A 17411-nucleotide genomic window follows, 5' to 3' on the forward strand; every position below is an offset into this window, starting at 1 on the left:
GTCTCAACGCCCGGGCTGGTAGGTCCGCTCCGTGTGACCCACCAGCTGGTCGGGATAAAAATAGACCTCCCGCAGGTCGCCGGCGGCGTAGCGTCCGGCCTGGTCGTTGAAGTGCGGCGACCTCGGATCGCCGCTCTCGCCCCCGGCGGTCACCGCCCGGGCCGTCACCCGGTCGCCGAACTCCACCACGGCGACGAAGCTGTTGCCGCTGGTCCCGTAGTACTTCTTGGTCCCCGGCTTGCGCCCGGCGCCGAAGGAGGCCAGCGACCCCCACTGGGCCGAGGCGAAGGGAACGGGGATGCTGGGGGCCGCGTCGTTGAAGGGCTGGACCAGGTCGCCGGTCAGGCGCTGGAACCGGTTGATCTGGCCCCAGGGCGTCCGCCAGGCCCCGAAGTCGGCGGCCAGCCGGTCGGAGGCGGCGGCCAGGGCGATGAGCTTCTGCTGCGCCGTGGTGCGGCCGGCCATGTCCTCATAGACCGAACGCCCGGCGGCCCGGGCGGCGGCGGCCACCTCACCCCAGAGCTGCTCGCCCCAGAACACCGCCAGCGAGGTGGCTTCGGAGTCGGCCGACCAGCGGTGGTCCCAGCCCCGCAGCAGGGCGATCTGGTCGGCCAGCCGGGTCTTCAGCGGGTCGCCGGCGGGGGTCGCGTCATAGGCCGCCAGCAGGGGCGGGATCAGCTGGTCGAAGGCGGTCAGGCGCGGGTCGTAGGCGGCCGCGATCAGGGTCGGCAGGGTGAAGTCCTTGCGGTCCTTCAGCACCAGGTCGGCATGGATCCCGCGCGGGTTCTCGCCGGCTGAGTCCATGTAGCGCGGATAGTCGGCCTTATTCGGGCTGTAGGGGCCGGCGGCCGAATAGGGCCAGTTGTTGGTGTTGGCGATCCAGCCATTGGGCGGGTTCAACAGGTGCGGCGCCTCGTCCAGCGCGTGCAGCCCCTTCCAGTCGGTGGCGGGGTCGGAGCCGTCCACCGGCTTGGTGTAGTCGAACCGGTCGTCGCGTCTCGGAATGAACTGCGGGTGCAGATAGGCCACCTCGCCCTTGGCGTCGGCGAACAGCGTGTTGTTGGAGGAGTTGGCCTGCAGCTCCATGACCTTCATGTAGCTGGCGTAGTCGACGGCCTTGGTGCGCAGGAACGACTGGCTCAGCGCCGCCACCGGCCGGTGCATCAGGGCCACGCTGATCCACTTGCCGCCGGCCTCGCGGACGATGGGGCCGTGGCGGGTGCGGTAGACGGTGAAGGTCTTGCTCTTCATCGCCCCGCCGGCGGCGCGGTAGGGGACGCTGATGAGCGAGGTCGCCACCGGGCGGTCCTCGGCGCCATAGCGGTAGGTCAGCCGGTCGCCCGAGCCCGCGATGGTCTCGGCGAACTCGTCGATGACGTCGACCCCGCTGGAGGTGTGCATCCAGCCGGCCTTGGCGTTGAAGCCCTGGTAGATGAAGAACTGGCCCCAGGTCGCCGCGCCATAGACGTTCAGCCCCTCGTCGCTGCTCACCTGCTGCTCGGAGCGGAAGAAGAAGCTGGTGTGGGGATTGATCAGCAGGAGGGCGTGCTTGGCCGCCGTGTTGGAGGGGGCGATGGCGAAGCCATTGGAGCCCGAGGGCTCCTTGAACTGGGCCAGGGCGAACTGCTCGTCGGCCATCGAGGTCCGCCGACCGCCATAGAAGGCCTCGAGCTGGGGCAGGGAGATGCTCTCGATGTCGCCGCCGATGCTGCCCTCGGTGAAGGAGAGCGCCATCCACGGCTCGAAGCGCTTGATCACCCGCGGCGTCACGGCCGGATGGGTGGCCAGGTAATAGTTCAGCCCGTCGGCCCAGGCGGTCATCAGGGACTGTAGCCAGGCGGGGCTTTGCGCGTACTGGGCCTTAAGCTGGACGGGATCGATGAACAGCTTCATCCGCAGGTCCTGCCAGATGGCCGTCTCGCCCTCGGCCTCGGCCAGGCGGCCCATGGCGTTGATGTAGTTGGTCTCCACCCGGTTGAAGTCGTCCTCGGCCTGGGCGTAGACCATGCCGAACACCGCATCGGCGTCGGTCTTGCCGTGGACGTGGGCGATGCCCCAGTCGTCGCGGATGATGCTCACGTCCTGGGCCTGCCGGGCCCAGCGCGAGACCTCGGTCTCGGCGGCGGCGGCCGGGCTGGCCAGGGCGATCAGCACGGCGATCAGGGCGAAGGCGCGGGGAAGGACTTGCATCCCGCAACGCTAGGGTCAGGCCGCGGTCACCGCAACGACCCAGCCGGGGAATCCGGCCGCGGTCGTCACGGCGCTAGCCGATCAGGCGCCGCACGGCGGCGTCGAGCACGTCCTTCGCCTTCGCCGGGGCCAGGCCCTGCTCCCGGCGCAGCCGCGACCAGGCCTCGAAGCTCAACATCAGGTCCAGGGCCTCGAGGGTGAGGGGATCGACCTGCCCGTCCACCACCCGCTCGAGGATCTCCCGCAGGGCCTTCACCAGCCGGCTGGCGTCGTCCCCCAGGAACCGCGAGCGGTGGCGGAAGGTGTCGGAGGCGCGGCGGAAGGGGCCGATCTTCTCGAAGACCATGCTGCGGCGCTCCACCAGCTCCAGCACCCGGCCGCGCCAGTCTGGCGCCTTGAAGGGCTGGTCGGCGATGGCGCGGACCTCGGCCTCGATGACCTCGGACATCTCGCGATAGAGGCCGTCCATGTCGCTGAAGTGCCGGAATACGGTGCGCAGGCCGACGTCGGCCCGGGCCGCCACCTGCTCGGCGCTGGGCGCCACCTCGCCGGACTGGACGATCTCCAGCATGGCCGCGACGATGCGGGCGCGGTTGTCCTCGCCGCGCCGGCGACGGCCGTCAGAGGACGCGCCGGCCTCGGGTTCGACGAGGCTGAGCTTGGGTCGGGATGTCACGCGGCTACACACTCACCAGGGCATCGAAGGCCGCTGAATAGAGCCCGTCGCGGCCGCGCGCCAGGGGTCAGGCGAACAGGGCCATGCATCCGGTGGGCTGGAGGGCGGAATCGACCTTGCTCCGGGCGTCCGCCTCCAGGCCTGCCCGCGACTGGCGCAGCCACTGCAGGCACTTGGCCTGGTAGGGGAAGGGCTGCTGGCTCCAGGCCTGACCGTCCACCGTCGCGGCGACCTCGCTGGCGCCGTCCATCACCGCCCGGGCGTTGGCCAGCATGACCGGCGGATAGACCCGGCCGATCTCGGTCAGCAGGGTGGTCAGGGTCGGGGGCAGGGCGTCCATGGAGAGCCAGCCCTCGTCCCGGGCCTCGACGCCGGACTGATCCTCCATCATCCCGACCCAGGCCGTCACCCGCGGCGCGACCTTCAGGGTCAGGGCCATGGGGGTGGGGTCGAACTCGGCGAGCTGGGTGAGCTGGCCGAACACCGCGAAGTCGCAGGCCGCCGGCCGGTCGCCCAGCAGGTAGGGCTGGCGGGTCAGGTGGGCGTCGAAGGCCCGCAGGAACCGCTCATAGGCCGCCTCGATCACCGGTCCGGTGACGGGGTTGGAGCCGACATAGCGCAGGCGGCCGATCTGCCGCTCGGCGAACATCGCGCCGCGGGCCGCCAGCTCCTCGTCGGGGACGCAGTAGCCGCGCCAGCAGGGCAGGATGGCCGAGGCCTTGGCGATGTCAGCGTCATAGGCCCAGCGGTAGTGGAACATGGCCTTGGTGAGCCACTCGTCGGCATAGTCCTCGATCAGCTCGTCGAGGAAGGCCAGGGCGGGATCGGACGGGATCACGCTGCGGCCGTCGTGTTCGCGCTCCAGCCGCCGAATGATCGGGGTGGAGTCGGTGACCGCCTGCAGCGTCCCGCCCACGTCGGGCAGGTAGAAGGTGGGCAGCAGGGCCACCTTGGGCTGGGGCAGCCCCGCCAGGGCCGGGCCGCTGGCGGGCAGGAAGCGGTAGGGGATGCGCCGGTAGCGTAGCACCGCCAGCATCTTGCGGGTGTAAGGCGAGCCGGGCGCGCCGGAGAGGGCGACGAGGTCGGTCATGTCGGGTCTCCTTACCGGAAGGTCTTGAGCCGGTTGGAATAGCTGATCTCCGTCGAGCCGGCCGGCAGGCTCACCAGGTCGCCGTCGTGGCCGACGCGGATCTCGCCCTTGAAGATCTCCCGCGACTTGCCGAGGAACGGCGCCTCCAGGGCCCGCATGGGCAGGGGCGGAATGATGTGGGTGAAGAGCAGGGACTTCACCCCGGCCCGCTGGGCGACGCCCGCCGCCTGCTCCGGCGTCGTGTGATAGGTGAGGATGTCGTTGAAGATGGCCGCCAGGTTGCCGCGGTGGTTGGCCAGGGCCGCCTTGCGCTGCAGGGCCACAAGGTTCGGCGCCAGACCCTCGTGCACCAGCAGGTCGGCCCCCTTGGCGGCCGCCTCCAGACGCGGCGAGGCGGTGGTGTCGCCGCTGATCACCGCGCGGCGGCCCTTGTAGATGAACAGGTAGCCCACCGCCGGATCCACCGGATTGTGATGCACCGGGAAGGCGATGACCTTCAGGTCCGGCTCGTCGATCAGGGTGACGTTGGGCAGGTCCGCGCCGGCGGCGAAGGGATGGGGCGCGCCGCCGAAGCCGCTGGGCGGGATCACCTTGGTCCCGTGGTGGGCGATGCGGTAGCCGCTGTCGAGCTCGTAGGCCGACTGGAAGCCCGCCACCACCTGGTCGACCCCGGTGGGGCCGTAGATCGGCAGGGGGCTGGTGTTGGCGCCGCTGGCCCAGCGCTGCAGCATCAGCTCTCCCAGGCCGTCGATATGGTCGGAGTGGAAGTGGGTGATGAAGACGCCGTCCACCCGGGCGGGCGGCAGATTCATCAGGGAGAGGTTCTTGGTGCTGCCGGCGCCGGAATCGACCACGAACAGCTTCTTCCCCGCCAGCACCACCGTGCAGGGACCGGCCCGCGTCGGGTCGGGCATGGGGGAGCCGGAGCCGCAGAGCCCGACGTGCAGGCCGTCGGTCAGGCCCGCATAGGGATCGGCGCCCATGGCCTGCATATAGATCCGCGACATGGCCGCCGTGGCCAGCTTGCCTCGCGCCAGCCAGGCGCCCGCCAGGCCCAGGATGATCACGCCCACCAGCACCAGGACGACCGTCCGCAATCCGCGCATGCCTGTTCTTCCCTTGTCCCATGTCCCCGGCTTGACCCCGGGATATATTGGCACGCATATTGCCACTAGTTTCAGTCAAGGGCCAGGGGCAACTGGCGCCGGAGGATGCGATGCAGGTTCTGAGGACGCCGGACGAACGATTCACCGGCCTGGCCGACTGGCCTTTCGCCCCCCGCTACGCCCAGATCACCGACGCCGACGGCACCGATCTGCGTCTGCACTATGTGGACGAGGGGCCCCGCGACGGGGCCGTCGTCCTGCTGATGCACGGCGAGCCGTCCTGGGCCTATCTCTACCGCAAGATCATCGCCGCCCTCGTCGCCAAGGGGCGCCGGGTGATCGCGCCCGACCTGATCGGCTTTGGCCGCTCCGACAAGCCGGCCCTGCGCACCGACTACACCTATGAGCGCCACGTGGCCTGGATGAGCCAGTGGCTCCTGGGCCTGGACCTGAAGGACGTCACCCTGTTCTGCCAGGACTGGGGCGGCCTGATCGGTCTGCGCCTCGTGGCGGCCTTCCCCGAGCGCTTCGCCGGCCTGGTGATCGCCAACACCGGCCTGCCGGTGGGCTCGGGCATGACCGAGGGCTTCAAGGCCTGGCTGGAGTTCAGCCAGAACATCCCTGAGATGCCCATCGGCATGATCGTCAACATGGGGACCGGCCGCGACCTGACCCTGGCCGAGATCGCCGCCTATGACGCCCCCTTCCCGGACGAGACCTACAAGGAGGGCGCGCGCCAGTTCCCGACCCTGGTGCCGGTGACCCCCGAGCACGGCTCGGTGGCGGAGAACAAGGCCGCCTGGCAGGTGCTTGAGACCTTCGACAAGCCCGTGATCACCGCCTTCAGCGACGGCGACGCCGTCAGCCGCGGCGGCGACGTCGCCTTCCAGACCCGCATCCCCGGCGCCAAGGGCCAGCCCCACGTCACCACCCAGGGCGGCCACTTCCTGCAGGAAGACTGCCCCGAGGCGATCACCGCCATCCTCGACACTCTCATCCGCGCCCGGAGCTAGGCCCATGAACGTCGTCAACGCCGTCCTGCCGCCGATGGAGCAGGCCATGGAATTCTTCGGGGCGCCCGAGGACGGTCCCTTCGTCATGGTCAACCTGCTGAAGTTCAAGCCCAAGGCCGAGTACGCCGACGGCAGCGACGCCCATCTCACGGGCCGCGAGGCCTATGCCCGCTACGGGGTCGAGGTCACGAAGCTGGTGGAGGCCCTGGGCGGGGCCATGCGCTACAGCGGCGAGGTCACCGGCCTGATGATCGGCGAGGTCGAGGATCTCTGGGACATGGTGGCGCTCGCCGAATACCCGTCCCTGGCGGCCTTCCGCGAGATGGCGATGTCGCCGGCCATGCACGCCATCGAGCACCACCGCACGGCGGGCCTCGCCGGCCAGCTCAACATCAAGACCAGGCCGCTTGGGGGCTGAGGCCGCCGGCGCCTCAGTTGTCCCAGAGGATGTATTCGTCCCCCGGCTTCTGCGGCACGCCGCCCGGCTTGTCGACCATCACCGCCCCCTGCAGCAGGGAGGGCCACATGGGCTTGGCGTTCTGGGCGTCCTGGGCCTTGAGCAGGGCCAGCATCGCCTTCACCCGGTCCGGCTGGGCCTGGGCCAGGTCGTGCCGCTCGGTGGGGTCGGCGGCCAGGTCGTAGAGCCAGACCTTCTTGCGGGCCTCGTTGCTCTGCAGCTTCCAGTCGCCGTCCAGCACCACCTTGTACTGGCCCGAGCGCCAGAACATCGTCGGGTGCGGCCGGCCCGTGGACTGGCGCTTCAGATAGGGCAGCAGGTCGACCCCGTCGATCACCCGGTCCTTGGGCAGGGGCGCGCCGGCGGCGGCCGCGGCGGTGGCGAAGATGTCGATATGCCCCACCGGATAGGGATAGCGCGAGCCAGCCTGGATCGCGCCCGGCCAGCGCATGAAGAAGGGCGCGTGGATGCCGCCCTCGAAGAAGGTCGACTTGAAGCCGCGATAGGGGCGGTTGATGTCGGGCAGGCCGATATAGCCGGCGCCGCCGTTGTCGCTGGTGAAGATCACCAGGGTGTTCTGGTCCAGGCCCTCGTCCTTCAGGGTCTGCAGGATGCGCCCGACATTGCGGTCCAGGTTGCGCACCATGGCGCCATAGACCCGCAGGCGGTGGTCCTTGATCTGGGGCAGGGCGTCGTAGTCGGCCTTGGTGGCCTGCAACGGCGTGTGGATGGCGTTGGGGGCGAAGTACATGAAGAACGGCCGGTTCCTGTTGGCCTTGATCGACGCCACCGCCTCATCGGTGAGGTAGTCGGTCATGTAGCCCTTGGGGGCGAACATCGGCGAGCCGTTGAACTGCACCTGGTAGGGGAGGTTGGGCCAAAGGAAGCGGTCGATGGGATCCCAGGGCTGCTTGGAATTGACCACGTCGGGGGCCTTCTCCGGCAGGTACATCGAGCCGCCGGCGATGAAGCCCAGGCTCTCGTCGAAGCCCTGGGCCTCGGGGCGCGAACCGGCCGCCCCCCCCAGGTGCCACTTGCCGAAGTGCAGGGTGTGGTAGCCGCGGGTCTTCAGCACCTCGGCGATGGTGAGTTCGCCGGCGGGCACGCTCAGGGTGTTGACCGCGGTCGGGGTGGGATCGGCGCTGCCCGGAGGCATGTCCTTGACCCGGTCATGGAAGAACCTGGGCTTGAAGATCGCCCCGGGCTCGGCCTCGGTGCCCACCATCTTCTCGAAGGCGACGGGGGCTGGGGTGAACTCGAAGCCGAAGCGGGTGGGATAGCGGCCGGTCATGATCGCCGCCCGCGACGGGGCGCAGGTGGCGTTGCCGGCATAGCCGTTGGCGAAGGCCACCCCGTCGCGGCCGATGGAGTCGATATTGGGGGTCGGGACCTGACCGCCGGCCACGCCGCCGCCGTTGAAGGTGATGTCGTTGAAGCCCATGTCGTCGGCCAGGATGAAGACCACGTTGGGCGGCCGCGCCCCCGGGGCCGGGGCGGCCGGGCCCTGGGCCCAGGTCACCGGATGGTTGGGCTCGATGTGCGGCAGCCGCGAATGGGCGATCATGGCGAAGATGGTGGCCCGGTTCGTCGCCGCCAGCGCCACGGCGCCGGCCACCACGACGAGCGCCAGGCCGACCCAGATCCGGAGCTTCATGTCATCCCCCCGCGCCGCGCGATCGGCGGACATATATTGGCATCTAGAGTGTCATTAGATGCGCGGGCGGGCAAGCGTCCTCGCGTCAGCCCTCGCCGGCGGCCCGCTTCACGGTCCGGAATCCCAGGTGCGAGGAGCCGGTGTCGGGGGGTCCCGGCTGCCGGGCCGAGGGGCGGTAGCGGAAGCAGTAGTCGTCCGCGCAGAGATAGGAGCCCCCCTTGATGACATGTTTGGGCGCCGTGGCCCGGGGCTCGGCCGGGTCGTAGGCCATCTCCTGTCCGGGCCCGTGCGGATCGTGGCCGCTGTCCGTCAGGCCGGGCTTGTAGAAGTCCTTCGTCCACTCCCAGACATTGCCGGCCATATCGTGGAGCCCGTAGCCGTTGGCCGGGAAGCAGCCCACCGGGGCGGGCCTGGCCTGATAGCCATCGGCGCCGGTGTCGACGGCGGGGAAGACGCCCTGCCAGTAGTTGGCCCGGGGCTTGGTCTGGCTGGAGGGCGTGTCGCCCCACTCGTAGCGGGCGCCTTCCAAGCCGCCGCGGGCGGCGAACTCCCACTCGGCCTCGGTGGGCAGGTCCCGGCCGCGCCAGCGGGCGTAGGCGAGGGCGTCCTCATAGGCGATCTGCACGGCGGGCAGGCGGTCTTGGCCGGCGATGGCGCTCTTGGGGCCGGTGGGATGGCGCCACTGGGCGCCGTCGACGATCTGCCACCAGGCCGCCGGATTGGTCAGCTTGGGATCGGCCAGCGCCCCCTTGAAGACGATGGCCGAGGGCTTCAGCAGGGCCGGGTCGACGCCCGGATAGAACCGCGGATCGGGCTGGCGCTCGGCCAGGGTCACATAGCCGGTGGCCTTCACGAACGCCGCGAAGGCGCCGTTGGTGACCTCGGTGCGGTCGATGGAGAAGGGCCCCACGCTCACCGTGCGCGGCGGCCCCTCCTCCGGGCGCAGGGGATCCTCGCCCATGGTGAACCGGCCGCCGGCCAGGGCCACCTCGCCGGTGGGCTGGACCGCGCAGGGGGCCGGCTTCGGGCCGGTCGCTGCGATCCCATCGGGGGTGCAGGCGGCCAGGAGCAGCATCAGGGGGAGGGCGGGCGCGATCCGGATCATCGGCCGACACTCCCTCATTGCGACAATCTGCGCCAGCCGTCAGCCGCCACCGGACTTGATCCCGATCAAGGTGGCGGCCTCCGTCCAAGCTTAGCAAGGGGGCGCCGTGAAGGCCGATTCCAGCGACGGGACGTCCGCCCCCCGGGCCCCCTGCTGGACGGGCGCCCCGGAGAGAGATCTCCGGGGCGCTCTCTCCGTCCCCCCGGACCCGCAGAGGGCGAACACCATGCCGACGTCCCCCCAAGACCCCTCCCGCACCGCCGTCTGGCGCAGGCTTCGGATCGCGGCCCTGTCGCTTTCGGTGCTCACCGCCGGTTGCGCCACCTCGGCCCCGGACGGGGTCGCCCCCGGCTCTGCGGCGGAGCGGGGCCGCGACCTGGCCGAGCTACGCTGCGGCGGATGTCACGGCCTGGGCCTCTATGGCGAGAGCCCGCGGTCGCCCTCCACCCCCTTCCGCGACATGCGCCGCCGGATGACCGCGCTCACCTTCCAGCAGCGCATGACCGACATCGCCGAGGGGCGGCACTACGACATGCCGCGCATCGGTCTGAGCGCCAGCGAGACCGAGGACATCGCCGCCTATATCGAGAGCCTCGAGAAGCCCTGACCCTCGCCCCCGGGGGCGGAAGCCGCCGCGATAGGCGCCCATGACCGGCTCTGCCTAAGAGAAGGGCGCCTGGCCGCCTGCGCGCCCTCCCGACGTATTACGATTTGATCGGATCGTAATACCGCCGGCACATCGGGGCATGAACGTCGAAAGCCTTCCCCTGGCGCGATTGAGCCTGAGCATGCCCGCCGAACTGGTGGCGCAGCTCGACGCCATGGTCACGGAGCGCGGCCTGCCCAGCCGCTCCCAGATGATCGCCGAACTGATCCGTCACGAGCTGGCCGAGCACGGCGAGGAGCGCGTCGGGGTGGTCCTGGCCGGGACCATCACCCTCATCTACCGCACCGAGAGCGGCCGGGTCCGCCAGGCGCTGGCCCAGGCCCAGCAGGCCTATCTGGAGGAGGTGATCTCTTCCCAGCACGTCTTCCTGGAGGACGACCAGTCCCTGGAGGTGCTGCTGGTCCAGGGCCCCTCGGAGCACCTGCGCGACCTCTGCGACGAGCTGCGCAAGATCCGCGGCGTGCAGCAGATCAAGCTGGTGACCACCACCGCCCTGCTGCCGCCCCTGCACGCCCTGCTCGATCCGAAGGACGCGTCATGACCGACACCGCCAACCCCTATGCCGCCCAGGCCCACGCCCGGGCCATGGCCGGAACCCGGGTGGAGTCCATGCCGACCCTGCCGGCCTCGGCGGCTCCGGACCTACCGCCGGGCGTCCCTGCGGAGGCGATGATCTGGGAGGAGACGATCGCGCCGGGGGGTTACGCCGCCAAGCAGATCGGCCGCGGCGCACGCCTGAGACTGGTCGACCTGGCCGGCGACGCCTGCGCCTCCATGCTGGTGTTCAACGCCGAACGGCCCGTTGAGCGACTGAACGTGGCCGACACCCTCAAGGTCCAGTGGAACGCCTATCTGGGCGCGGGCAAGCTGGTGCTGTCGGACATGGGCAAGGTGATGTTGAGCGTCCTGGCCGACGAGGCCGGAACCCACGACGCCTTCTGCGGCGCCTCCAACCTGGCGACCAACGCCGCCAAATACGGGACCGGCGACAACTGGGGTCCCCACCCCAACGCCCGGGACCGCTTCAGCCTGGCGCTCGCCAAGTTCGGCCTGGGCCGCCGCGACATCCATCCCTGCATCAACTGGTTCAAGGGGGTGAAGGTGGAGGACGACGGGTCCCTGGCCCCCCAGCATGGCCCCTTCGCCCCCGGCCGCAGCCTGACCCTGCGGGCCGAGATGGACCTCATCGTGGTGCTCGCCAACTGTCCCCACGTGCTGGACGCGCGCCCCGGCTACAGCGTCACCCCGCTGCGGCTCAGCGCCTGGCGGGGGCCGGTGACGCCTGCCGAGGATCCCCTGCGCAACGCCACGCCGGAGGGTCTGCGGGCCTTCCTCAACGTCGAAGCCGAGTACAGCCGATGAGCGACCCCCTGAGCGGCCTGGCCGGACCCATCGTCCGCGACGACGTCGTGCCCGCCCGCGCCCCCTGGGACGCGGTGGTGCGCAAGGGCCAGACCCTGCGCATCGTCGACCTGGAGGGCAACCAGGCCGTGGACTTCCTGATGTATGCGCTCGCCGACGACGCCGAGCGCTATTCGGCCCAGGACACCATCGCCGCCCAGGGCAATATCTTCCTGCGGACGGGGTCGGTGCTGCGCTCCAACGAGGGGCGCCCCATGGCCACCGTCACCGGCACCTCGGTGGCCTATCACGACACCATCGGCGGGGCCTGCTCGTGTGAGAGCAACACCCTGCGCTACGGCCACCACACCAAGAGCCAGCACGCCTGCGTCGAGAACTTCCTGCAGGCCAACGCCAAGCACGGGCGCGGCAAGCGCGACATGGTCTCCAACATCAACTGGTTCATGAACGTGCCGGTGGAGGCCGACGGGGCGCTGGGCATCGTCGACGGGATCTCGGCGCCCGGCCTCTATGTGGACCTTCGGGCGGAGATGGACCTGGTGGCCATCGTCTCCAACTGTCCGCAGATCAACAATCCCTGCAACGGCTTCAATCCGACGCCCGTGCGCATGATCATCGCGGGGTAGGACCAGTGTTCACCAAGGTCCTCATCGCCAACCGGGGCGCCATCGCATGCCGGATCATCCGTACCCTGAAGACCATGGGGGTTGGCTCCGTCGCGGTGTTTTCCGACGCCGACGCGGGCAGTCTGCATGTGTCCCAGGCCGACGAGGCCGTGCGCATCGGGCCCGCGCCGGCCGCTCAGTCCTATCTCGACATCGACGCCATCCTGGCCGCGGCCAAGGCCACCGGCGCCCAGGCGATCCACCCTGGCTACGGCTTCCTGAGCGAGAACACCGTCTTTGCGGAGCGCTGCGAGGCCGCCGGCATCGCCTTCATCGGCCCGACCCCGGCCAACATCCTGGCCTTCGGTCTCAAGCACACGGCCCGCGACCTGGCCCAGGCCCAGGGCGTGCCCCTGGCGCCGGGCACCGACCTGCTGACCGACGCCGAGGCGGCGCGGATCGCCGCCGAGCGGATCGGCTTCCCGGTGATCCTCAAGGCCACCGCCGGTGGCGGCGGCATCGGCATGCGGGTCTGCGAGACCCCTGAGGCGGTGGCCGAGGCCTTCGCCGCCGTGGCCCGCCTGGCCGGCTCCAACTTCTCCGACGCCGGGGTCTTCCTGGAGCGCTATGTCCGCAAGGCGCGCCACATCGAGGTCCAGGTGTTCGGCGACGGGGCCGGCAAGGTCGTGGCGCTGGGCGAACGCGACTGCTCCCTGCAGCGCCGCAACCAGAAGGTCATCGAGGAGACGCCGGCGCTGCACCTGCCGGCGGCCACCCGCGCGGCCCTCATGGCGGCGGCCGTGCGGCTCTGCGAGGCCGCCGATTACCGCTCGGCCGGCACGGTGGAGTTCCTCTACGACGCCGAGCGCGACGACTTCTTCTTCCTCGAAGTGAACACCCGCCTACAGGTGGAGCACGGGGTCACCGAGCAGGTCACCGGCGTCGACCTGGTGGAATGGATGATCCGTGGCGCGGCCGGCGACTATGGCTTCCTGGGCGCCTTCGACGGGACCGCCAAGGGCGCCTCGATCCAGGCCCGGCTCTATGCCGAGGACCCGGGTCAGGACTATCGCCCCTCGTCCGGCGTGCTTACCCAGGCGAGCTTCCCGGAAGGCGTCCGCGTCGACACCTGGGTCACCGACGGCTCGGAGGTCAGCGCCCACTACGACCCCCTGCTGGCCAAGCTGATCGTCACCGCCCCCGACCGCCCCGCCGCCGTCCGGGCGCTTCAGGCGGCGCTGGACCGCACCGCCCTCTACGGCCTGGAGACCAATCTCGAATGGCTGCGCCAGGTGGCGCGCAGCGAGGCCTTCGTCAGCGGCCAGGTCTCCACCCGCGCCCTGGCCGAGTTCGCCTTCGCGCCCTGCACCATCCGGGTGCTCAGCGGCGGGCCGGCCACCACGGTCCAGGACTATCCCGGGCGCCTCGGCTACTGGGATGTCGGCGTGCCGCCCTCGGGTCCGATGGACGCGCTGGCCTTCCGGCTGGGCAATAGGCTGTTGGGCAATCCGGAGGGCGCGGCGGGCCTGGAGATCACCGCGCTGGGCCCCAGCCTGATCTTCAACCATGACGCCGTGGTCTGCCTCACCGGCGCCGAGCTGGAGGCCAGCCTCGACGGCGAGCCGGTGGCCACCTACGCGCCGATCGCCATCGCCGCGGGCCAGACCCTGAAGATCGCCCGGGTCAGGGGCGCGGGCCTGCGCGCCTACCTCCTGGTGCGCGGCGGGCTGGATATCCCGGCCTATCTCGGCAGCCGCTCGAGCTTCACCCTCGGCGGCTTCGGCGGCCATGCGGGACGCACCCTGGCGGCCGGCGACGTGCTGCACATCGGCCAGGCCGCCGCCGGCGAGGTCGCAGCCCCCCTGGCCCCGGCCCTGCGGCCGGAGCTCTCCAAGGTCTGGGTCCTGCGGGTCCTGGCCGGACCCCACGGCGCCCCGGACTTCTTCACGCCGGGCGACATCGCCATGGTCCGCGCCGCCGAGTGGAAGGTCCACTACAACTCCAACCGCACCGGCGTGCGCCTGATCGGGCCCAAGCCCCACTGGGCGCGGCGCGACGGCGGGGAGGCTGGCCTGCACCCCTCCAACATCCACGACAACGCCTACGCCATCGGCGCCATCGATTTCACCGGCGACATGCCGATCATCCTGGGGCCTGACGGGCCGTCGCTGGGGGGCTTCGTCTGCCCCTTCGTGGTGATCCAGGCCGACCTCTGGAAGGTGGGCCAACTCGCGCCCGGCGACACCGTCATGTTCGATGTGGTGGACGACGCCGCGGCCACCGCCGCCGAGCTGGACCAGGACCGCCTGGTGGCGCGCCTCGAACCCGCCCCGCCCCCCGTCGCGGCGGCGGTCCGCGACCTGGCGCAACTCACCGATCCGGTCCTCGGCGAGATCGAGGCCATCGATCACCGGCCCCGGGTGGTCTATCGCCGCCAGGGCGACCGCCATCTGCTGGTGGAATACGGCCCCATCGTCCTGGACTTGGAGCTGCGCCTGCGCATCCACGCCCTGATGCTGGAGCTGCAGGCCCAGGCCCTGGAGGGCGTCATCGACATCACCCCGGGCATCCGCTCCCTGCAGGTCCACTATGACAGCCGCGTCCTGCCCCAGGCGCGCCTGCTGGCCCTGCTGATGGAGATGGAGGAGCGCCTGGGCGGCCTCGACGACTTCGAGATCCCCAGCCGGGTGGTGCACCTGCCGTTGTCCTGGAAGGACCCGGCGATCTACCAGACCATCGACAAGTACATGGCCTCGGTGCGCGACGACGCCCCCTGGTGCCCCGACAACATCGAGTTCATCCGCCGCATCAACGGCCTGGAGAGCGAGGACGATGTCCACCGGATCGTCTTCGACGCCCGCTACCTGGTGATGGGCCTGGGCGACGTCTATCTGGGGGCGCCCGTCGCCACCCCGGTGGACCCGCGCCATCGCCTGGTGACCACCAAGTACAACCCCGCCCGCACCTGGACCCCGCCCAACGTCGTGGGCATCGGCGGGGCCTATATGTGCATCTACGGCATGGAGGGGCCGGGGGGTTACCAGCTGTTCGGCCGCACCATCCAGGTCTGGAACACCTACCGCCAGACCCAGGCCTTCACCGAGGGCAAGCCCTGGCTGCTGCGCTTCTTCGACCAGATCCGCTTCTTCCCGGTGACCCACGAGGAGCTGACCGAGTGGCGCCGTGACTTCCCCCTCGGCCGCCGCGAGATCCGCATCGATGAGGAGACCTTCAAGCTCTCCGACTACCGCAGGATGATGGCCGACGAGGCCGAGAGCATCGCCACCTTCCAGGCGACCCGCCAGGCCGCCTTCGAGGCCGAGCGGCATGACTGGGAGCTGAGGGGCGAGTTCGCCCGGGTCGAGGCGCTCTCCGGCGAGGCCATCGACGAGACCCCGGCCGCCGCCTTCGAGGCGCCCGGCGGCTCGGAATTCGTCGAGGCGCCCCTGGGGGGCAGCGTCTGGAAGATGCTCGTCGAGGTGGGCGACCGCGTGGAGAAGGGCGCGATCATCGCGGTGATCGAGGCCATGAAGACCGAGTGCGACGTGGCCAGCCCCAGCGCCGGCGTGGTCCGCCAGGTCTACGCCCAGGAGCGCCAACCCATCGCGCCCGGCGCCCCGATGATCGCCCTCGAACCGGCCTGAGGAGAGACCGCCATGCCCCGTCCCTCCGCCGCCGCCATCGCCGCCCAGGTCTCCGGCGGCCAGCGCTCCGCCGAGAGCGTCGTCGCCGAGGCCCTGGACGCCATCGCCGCCTATGACGAGGTCCAGGCCCATGCCTGGATCATGCGGCCCGATCCGCAGGCGGTCCTGGCCCAGGCCCGCGCCGTGGACGCCCGGGTCGCCGCGGGCGAACAGCTCCCGCTCGCCGGCGTCCCCTTTGCGGTGAAGGACAATATCGACGTGGCGGGCCTGCCCACCACGGCGGCCTGTCCGGCCTACGCCTACGCGCCCGAGGAAACCGCCACGGTGGTGGCCCGGCTGCTGGCGGCCGGCGCGATCCTGATGGGCAAGACCAACCTGGATCAGTTCGCCACCGGCCTGGTGGGCGCCCGCAGCCCCTACGGCGCGCCGGGCTGCGTCTACAACCGCACCTATGTCAGCGGCGGGTCGAGTTCGGGCTCCGCGGTGGCCGTCGCCGCCGGCCTGGTGGCCTTCGCGCTCGGCACCGACACCGCCGGGTCGGGCCGGGTGCCGGCGGCCTTCAACGGCCTGATCGGCTTCAAGCCCACCAAGGGTCGCTGGAGCAGCTCCGGGGTGGTCCCGGCCTGCCGCTCCCTGGACTGCGTGACCGTGCTGGCCAACGATGTCGCCGACGCCGCCCTGGTGGACTCGGTGGTCGCCGCCTTCGACCCCACCGACGCCTATTCGCGCCACGCCGCCCCCGCGCCCGCCCTGCTTGGGCCGCGTTTCCGCTTCGGCGTGCCCAAGGCCGACCAGCTGATCTTCATGGGCGACGACCAGGCCCAGGCCCTCTACGCCAAGGCCGTCGCCCGGCTCAGCGCCACCGGCGGCGTCCCCGTCGAGATCGACATCGAGCCCCTGCTGGAGGCGGCCAAGCTGCTCTACAGCGGCCCCTGGGTCGCCGAGCGCACCGCGGCCATCGAGCCTCTGCTGCGCCAGACCCCGGCGGCGGTCCATCCCGTGGTCCGCGCCATCCTGCAGGGCGGCTTCGGGGTGACCGGGGTCGAGACCTTCCGCGGCCTCTATGCCCTGGCCGACCACGCCCGCGCGGCGGAGGCGATCTGGCCCCAGGTCGACATCCTGCTGCTGCCCACCACGCCGACCATCTACCGTCTGCGCGAGGTCACCGCCGAGCCCTTCGCCCTCAACGGCGCGCTGGGCCTCTACACCAACTTCGTCAACCTGCTGGACATGAGCGCCATCGCCGTTCCGGCCGGGTTCCGCGACAACGACACCGGCTTCGGCGTCACCCTGATCGGCCAGGCCTGGGCGGACCATGTCCTCCTCGATCTCGCCCGCCGCTACGAGGAGATCTCCCCCATGCCCGACGCGCCTGCCCTCGACACCGCCGGCAAGCCCCAGACCGTGAAGCTGGCCGTGGTCGGCGCCCACCTGGCCGGCATGCCCCTGCACTGGCAGCTCACCTCCCGCGACGCCCGCCTGGTCGCCCGCACCAGGACCGCGCCCGCCTACAAGCTGTTCGCCATGACCAACACCACCCCCTTCAAGCCGGCCCTGATCCATGTGGGCGAGGGCGGCGGGGCCATCGAGGTGGAGGTCTATGAGCTGGGGGTCGAGGCCTTCGGCAGCTTCGTCGTCGAGGTGCCCGCGCCCCTGGCCATCGGCACAGTCACCCTGGAGGGCGGCGGCTCGGTGAAGGGCTTCGTCGCCGAACCCCGCGCCATGGTTGGCGCCCAGGACATCACCGCCCTCGGCGGCTGGCGGCCCTACATCGCCCAGTTGCCGGCCTAGCCGCCGGGCACGGAGGATTCTAGAAGGGAGTCGACGCTTCCTCTCTCCTCG

At 70.7% G+C, this 17411-nt stretch carries 14 protein-coding genes; 8 read left to right on the forward strand and 6 right to left on the reverse strand.

Annotated elements, in window-relative coordinates; translation table 11 throughout:
- Positions 1–3 precede the first annotated feature (3 nt).
- The 4 genes from AC1RN5_RS12750 to AC1RN5_RS12765 form a co-directional block, all read right to left on the reverse strand.
- Complete coding sequence (locus AC1RN5_RS12750) at positions 4–2190, reverse strand: penicillin acylase family protein (protein WP_493041538.1); 2187 nt, start codon at positions 2188–2190, stop codon at positions 4–6.
- A gap of 73 nt (positions 2191–2263) precedes the next feature.
- Entirely contained in the window at positions 2264–2866 is a 603-nt protein-coding gene (locus tag AC1RN5_RS12755) for a TetR/AcrR family transcriptional regulator (protein ID WP_493041539.1), read from the reverse strand.
- 67 nt (positions 2867–2933) lie between these two features.
- Positions 2934–3956 (reverse strand): glutathione S-transferase family protein, encoded by a 1023-nt coding sequence (locus AC1RN5_RS12760; protein ID WP_493041540.1) that lies wholly within the window; start codon positions 3954–3956, stop codon positions 2934–2936.
- An 11-nt stretch (positions 3957–3967) separates the two neighbouring features.
- A complete protein-coding gene (locus AC1RN5_RS12765) occupies positions 3968–5062 on the reverse strand; it encodes a ribonuclease Z (protein WP_493041541.1) in 1095 nt (364 codons plus the stop codon).
- A 110-nt stretch (positions 5063–5172) separates the two neighbouring features.
- On the opposite strand from AC1RN5_RS12765, the gene AC1RN5_RS12770 reads away from it, so the two are divergent.
- A complete protein-coding gene (locus AC1RN5_RS12770) occupies positions 5173–6075 on the forward strand; it encodes a haloalkane dehalogenase (RefSeq protein ID WP_493041542.1) in 903 nt (300 codons plus the stop codon).
- A gap of 4 nt (positions 6076–6079) precedes the next feature.
- Complete coding sequence (locus AC1RN5_RS12775; protein WP_493041543.1) at positions 6080–6493, forward strand: DUF1330 domain-containing protein; 414 nt, start codon at positions 6080–6082, stop codon at positions 6491–6493.
- Positions 6494–6506: 13 nt separating this feature from the next.
- Here the strand turns inward: AC1RN5_RS12775 and AC1RN5_RS12780 are convergent, their stop codons facing one another.
- Together AC1RN5_RS12780 and AC1RN5_RS12785 are read right to left on the reverse strand one after the other, a co-directional pair.
- Positions 6507–8186, reverse strand: a complete 1680-nt coding sequence (locus tag AC1RN5_RS12780) for a sulfatase-like hydrolase/transferase (protein WP_493041544.1) — start codon at positions 8184–8186, stop codon at positions 6507–6509.
- A gap of 85 nt (positions 8187–8271) precedes the next feature.
- Positions 8272–9291 carry a formylglycine-generating enzyme family protein gene (locus tag AC1RN5_RS12785; RefSeq protein ID WP_493041545.1) on the reverse strand — a complete coding sequence of 340 codons (1020 nt, stop codon included), beginning with the start codon at positions 9289–9291 and terminating at the stop codon, positions 8272–8274.
- Positions 9292–9517: 226 nt separating this feature from the next.
- On the opposite strand from AC1RN5_RS12785, the gene AC1RN5_RS12790 reads away from it, so the two are divergent.
- The 6 genes from AC1RN5_RS12790 (at position 9518) to atzF (ending at position 17360) form a co-directional block, all read left to right on the forward strand.
- Positions 9518–9898 (forward strand): c-type cytochrome, encoded by a 381-nt coding sequence (locus tag AC1RN5_RS12790; RefSeq protein ID WP_493041546.1) that lies wholly within the window; start codon positions 9518–9520, stop codon positions 9896–9898.
- Positions 9899–10037: 139 nt separating this feature from the next.
- Positions 10038–10499, forward strand: a complete 462-nt coding sequence (locus tag AC1RN5_RS12795) for a CopG family ribbon-helix-helix protein (RefSeq protein ID WP_493041547.1) — start codon at positions 10038–10040, stop codon at positions 10497–10499.
- A complete protein-coding gene (locus AC1RN5_RS12800; RefSeq protein WP_493041548.1) occupies positions 10496–11320 on the forward strand; it encodes an urea amidolyase associated protein UAAP1 in 825 nt (274 codons plus the stop codon). Before AC1RN5_RS12795 ends, AC1RN5_RS12800 begins: the two co-directional genes overlap by 4 nt.
- Entirely contained in the window at positions 11317–11946 is a 630-nt protein-coding gene (locus tag AC1RN5_RS12805; RefSeq protein ID WP_493041549.1) for an urea amidolyase associated protein UAAP2, read from the forward strand. The genes AC1RN5_RS12800 and AC1RN5_RS12805 overlap by 4 nt, the downstream gene beginning before the upstream one ends.
- A gap of 5 nt (positions 11947–11951) precedes the next feature.
- The gene (uca, locus tag AC1RN5_RS12810) at positions 11952–15569 is read left to right on the forward strand and encodes an urea carboxylase (RefSeq protein WP_493041550.1); all 3618 of its coding nucleotides are present in this window, start codon (positions 11952–11954) and stop codon (positions 15567–15569) included.
- A 12-nt stretch (positions 15570–15581) separates the two neighbouring features.
- Positions 15582–17360, forward strand: coding sequence for an allophanate hydrolase (gene atzF, locus AC1RN5_RS12815; RefSeq protein WP_493041551.1), 1779 nt, complete (start codon positions 15582–15584; stop codon positions 17358–17360).
- The last annotated feature ends 51 nt before the right edge of the window (positions 17361–17411 follow it).

This window comes from Phenylobacterium sp. GW821-FHT12F10 (genome assembly GCF_058806695.1).

Bases quoted from the DNA above. Each gene is read 5' to 3' on its own strand.
- AC1RN5_RS12750 (WP_493041538.1), bottom strand. From the start codon at position 2,190: ATGCAAGTCCTTCCCCGCGCCTTCGCCCTGATCGCCGTGCTGATCGCC.
- AC1RN5_RS12760 (WP_493041540.1), bottom strand. From the start codon at position 3,956: ATGACCGACCTCGTCGCCCTCTCCGGCGCGCCCGGCTCGCCTTACACC.
- AC1RN5_RS12765 (WP_493041541.1), bottom strand. From the start codon at position 5,062: ATGCGCGGATTGCGGACGGTCGTCCTGGTGCTGGTGGGCGTGATCATC.
- AC1RN5_RS12770 (WP_493041542.1), top strand. From the start codon at position 5,173: ATGCAGGTTCTGAGGACGCCGGACGAACGATTCACCGGCCTGGCCGAC.
- AC1RN5_RS12775 (WP_493041543.1), top strand. From the start codon at position 6,080: ATGAACGTCGTCAACGCCGTCCTGCCGCCGATGGAGCAGGCCATGGAA.
- AC1RN5_RS12780 (WP_493041544.1), bottom strand. From the start codon at position 8,186: ATGAAGCTCCGGATCTGGGTCGGCCTGGCGCTCGTCGTGGTGGCCGGC.
- AC1RN5_RS12785 (WP_493041545.1), bottom strand. From the start codon at position 9,291: ATGATCCGGATCGCGCCCGCCCTCCCCCTGATGCTGCTCCTGGCCGCC.
- AC1RN5_RS12790 (WP_493041546.1), top strand. From the start codon at position 9,518: ATGCCGACGTCCCCCCAAGACCCCTCCCGCACCGCCGTCTGGCGCAGG.
- AC1RN5_RS12795 (WP_493041547.1), top strand. From the start codon at position 10,038: ATGAACGTCGAAAGCCTTCCCCTGGCGCGATTGAGCCTGAGCATGCCC.
- AC1RN5_RS12800 (WP_493041548.1), top strand. From the start codon at position 10,496: ATGACCGACACCGCCAACCCCTATGCCGCCCAGGCCCACGCCCGGGCC.
- AC1RN5_RS12805 (WP_493041549.1), top strand. From the start codon at position 11,317: ATGAGCGACCCCCTGAGCGGCCTGGCCGGACCCATCGTCCGCGACGAC.
- atzF (WP_493041551.1), top strand. From the start codon at position 15,582: ATGCCCCGTCCCTCCGCCGCCGCCATCGCCGCCCAGGTCTCCGGCGGC.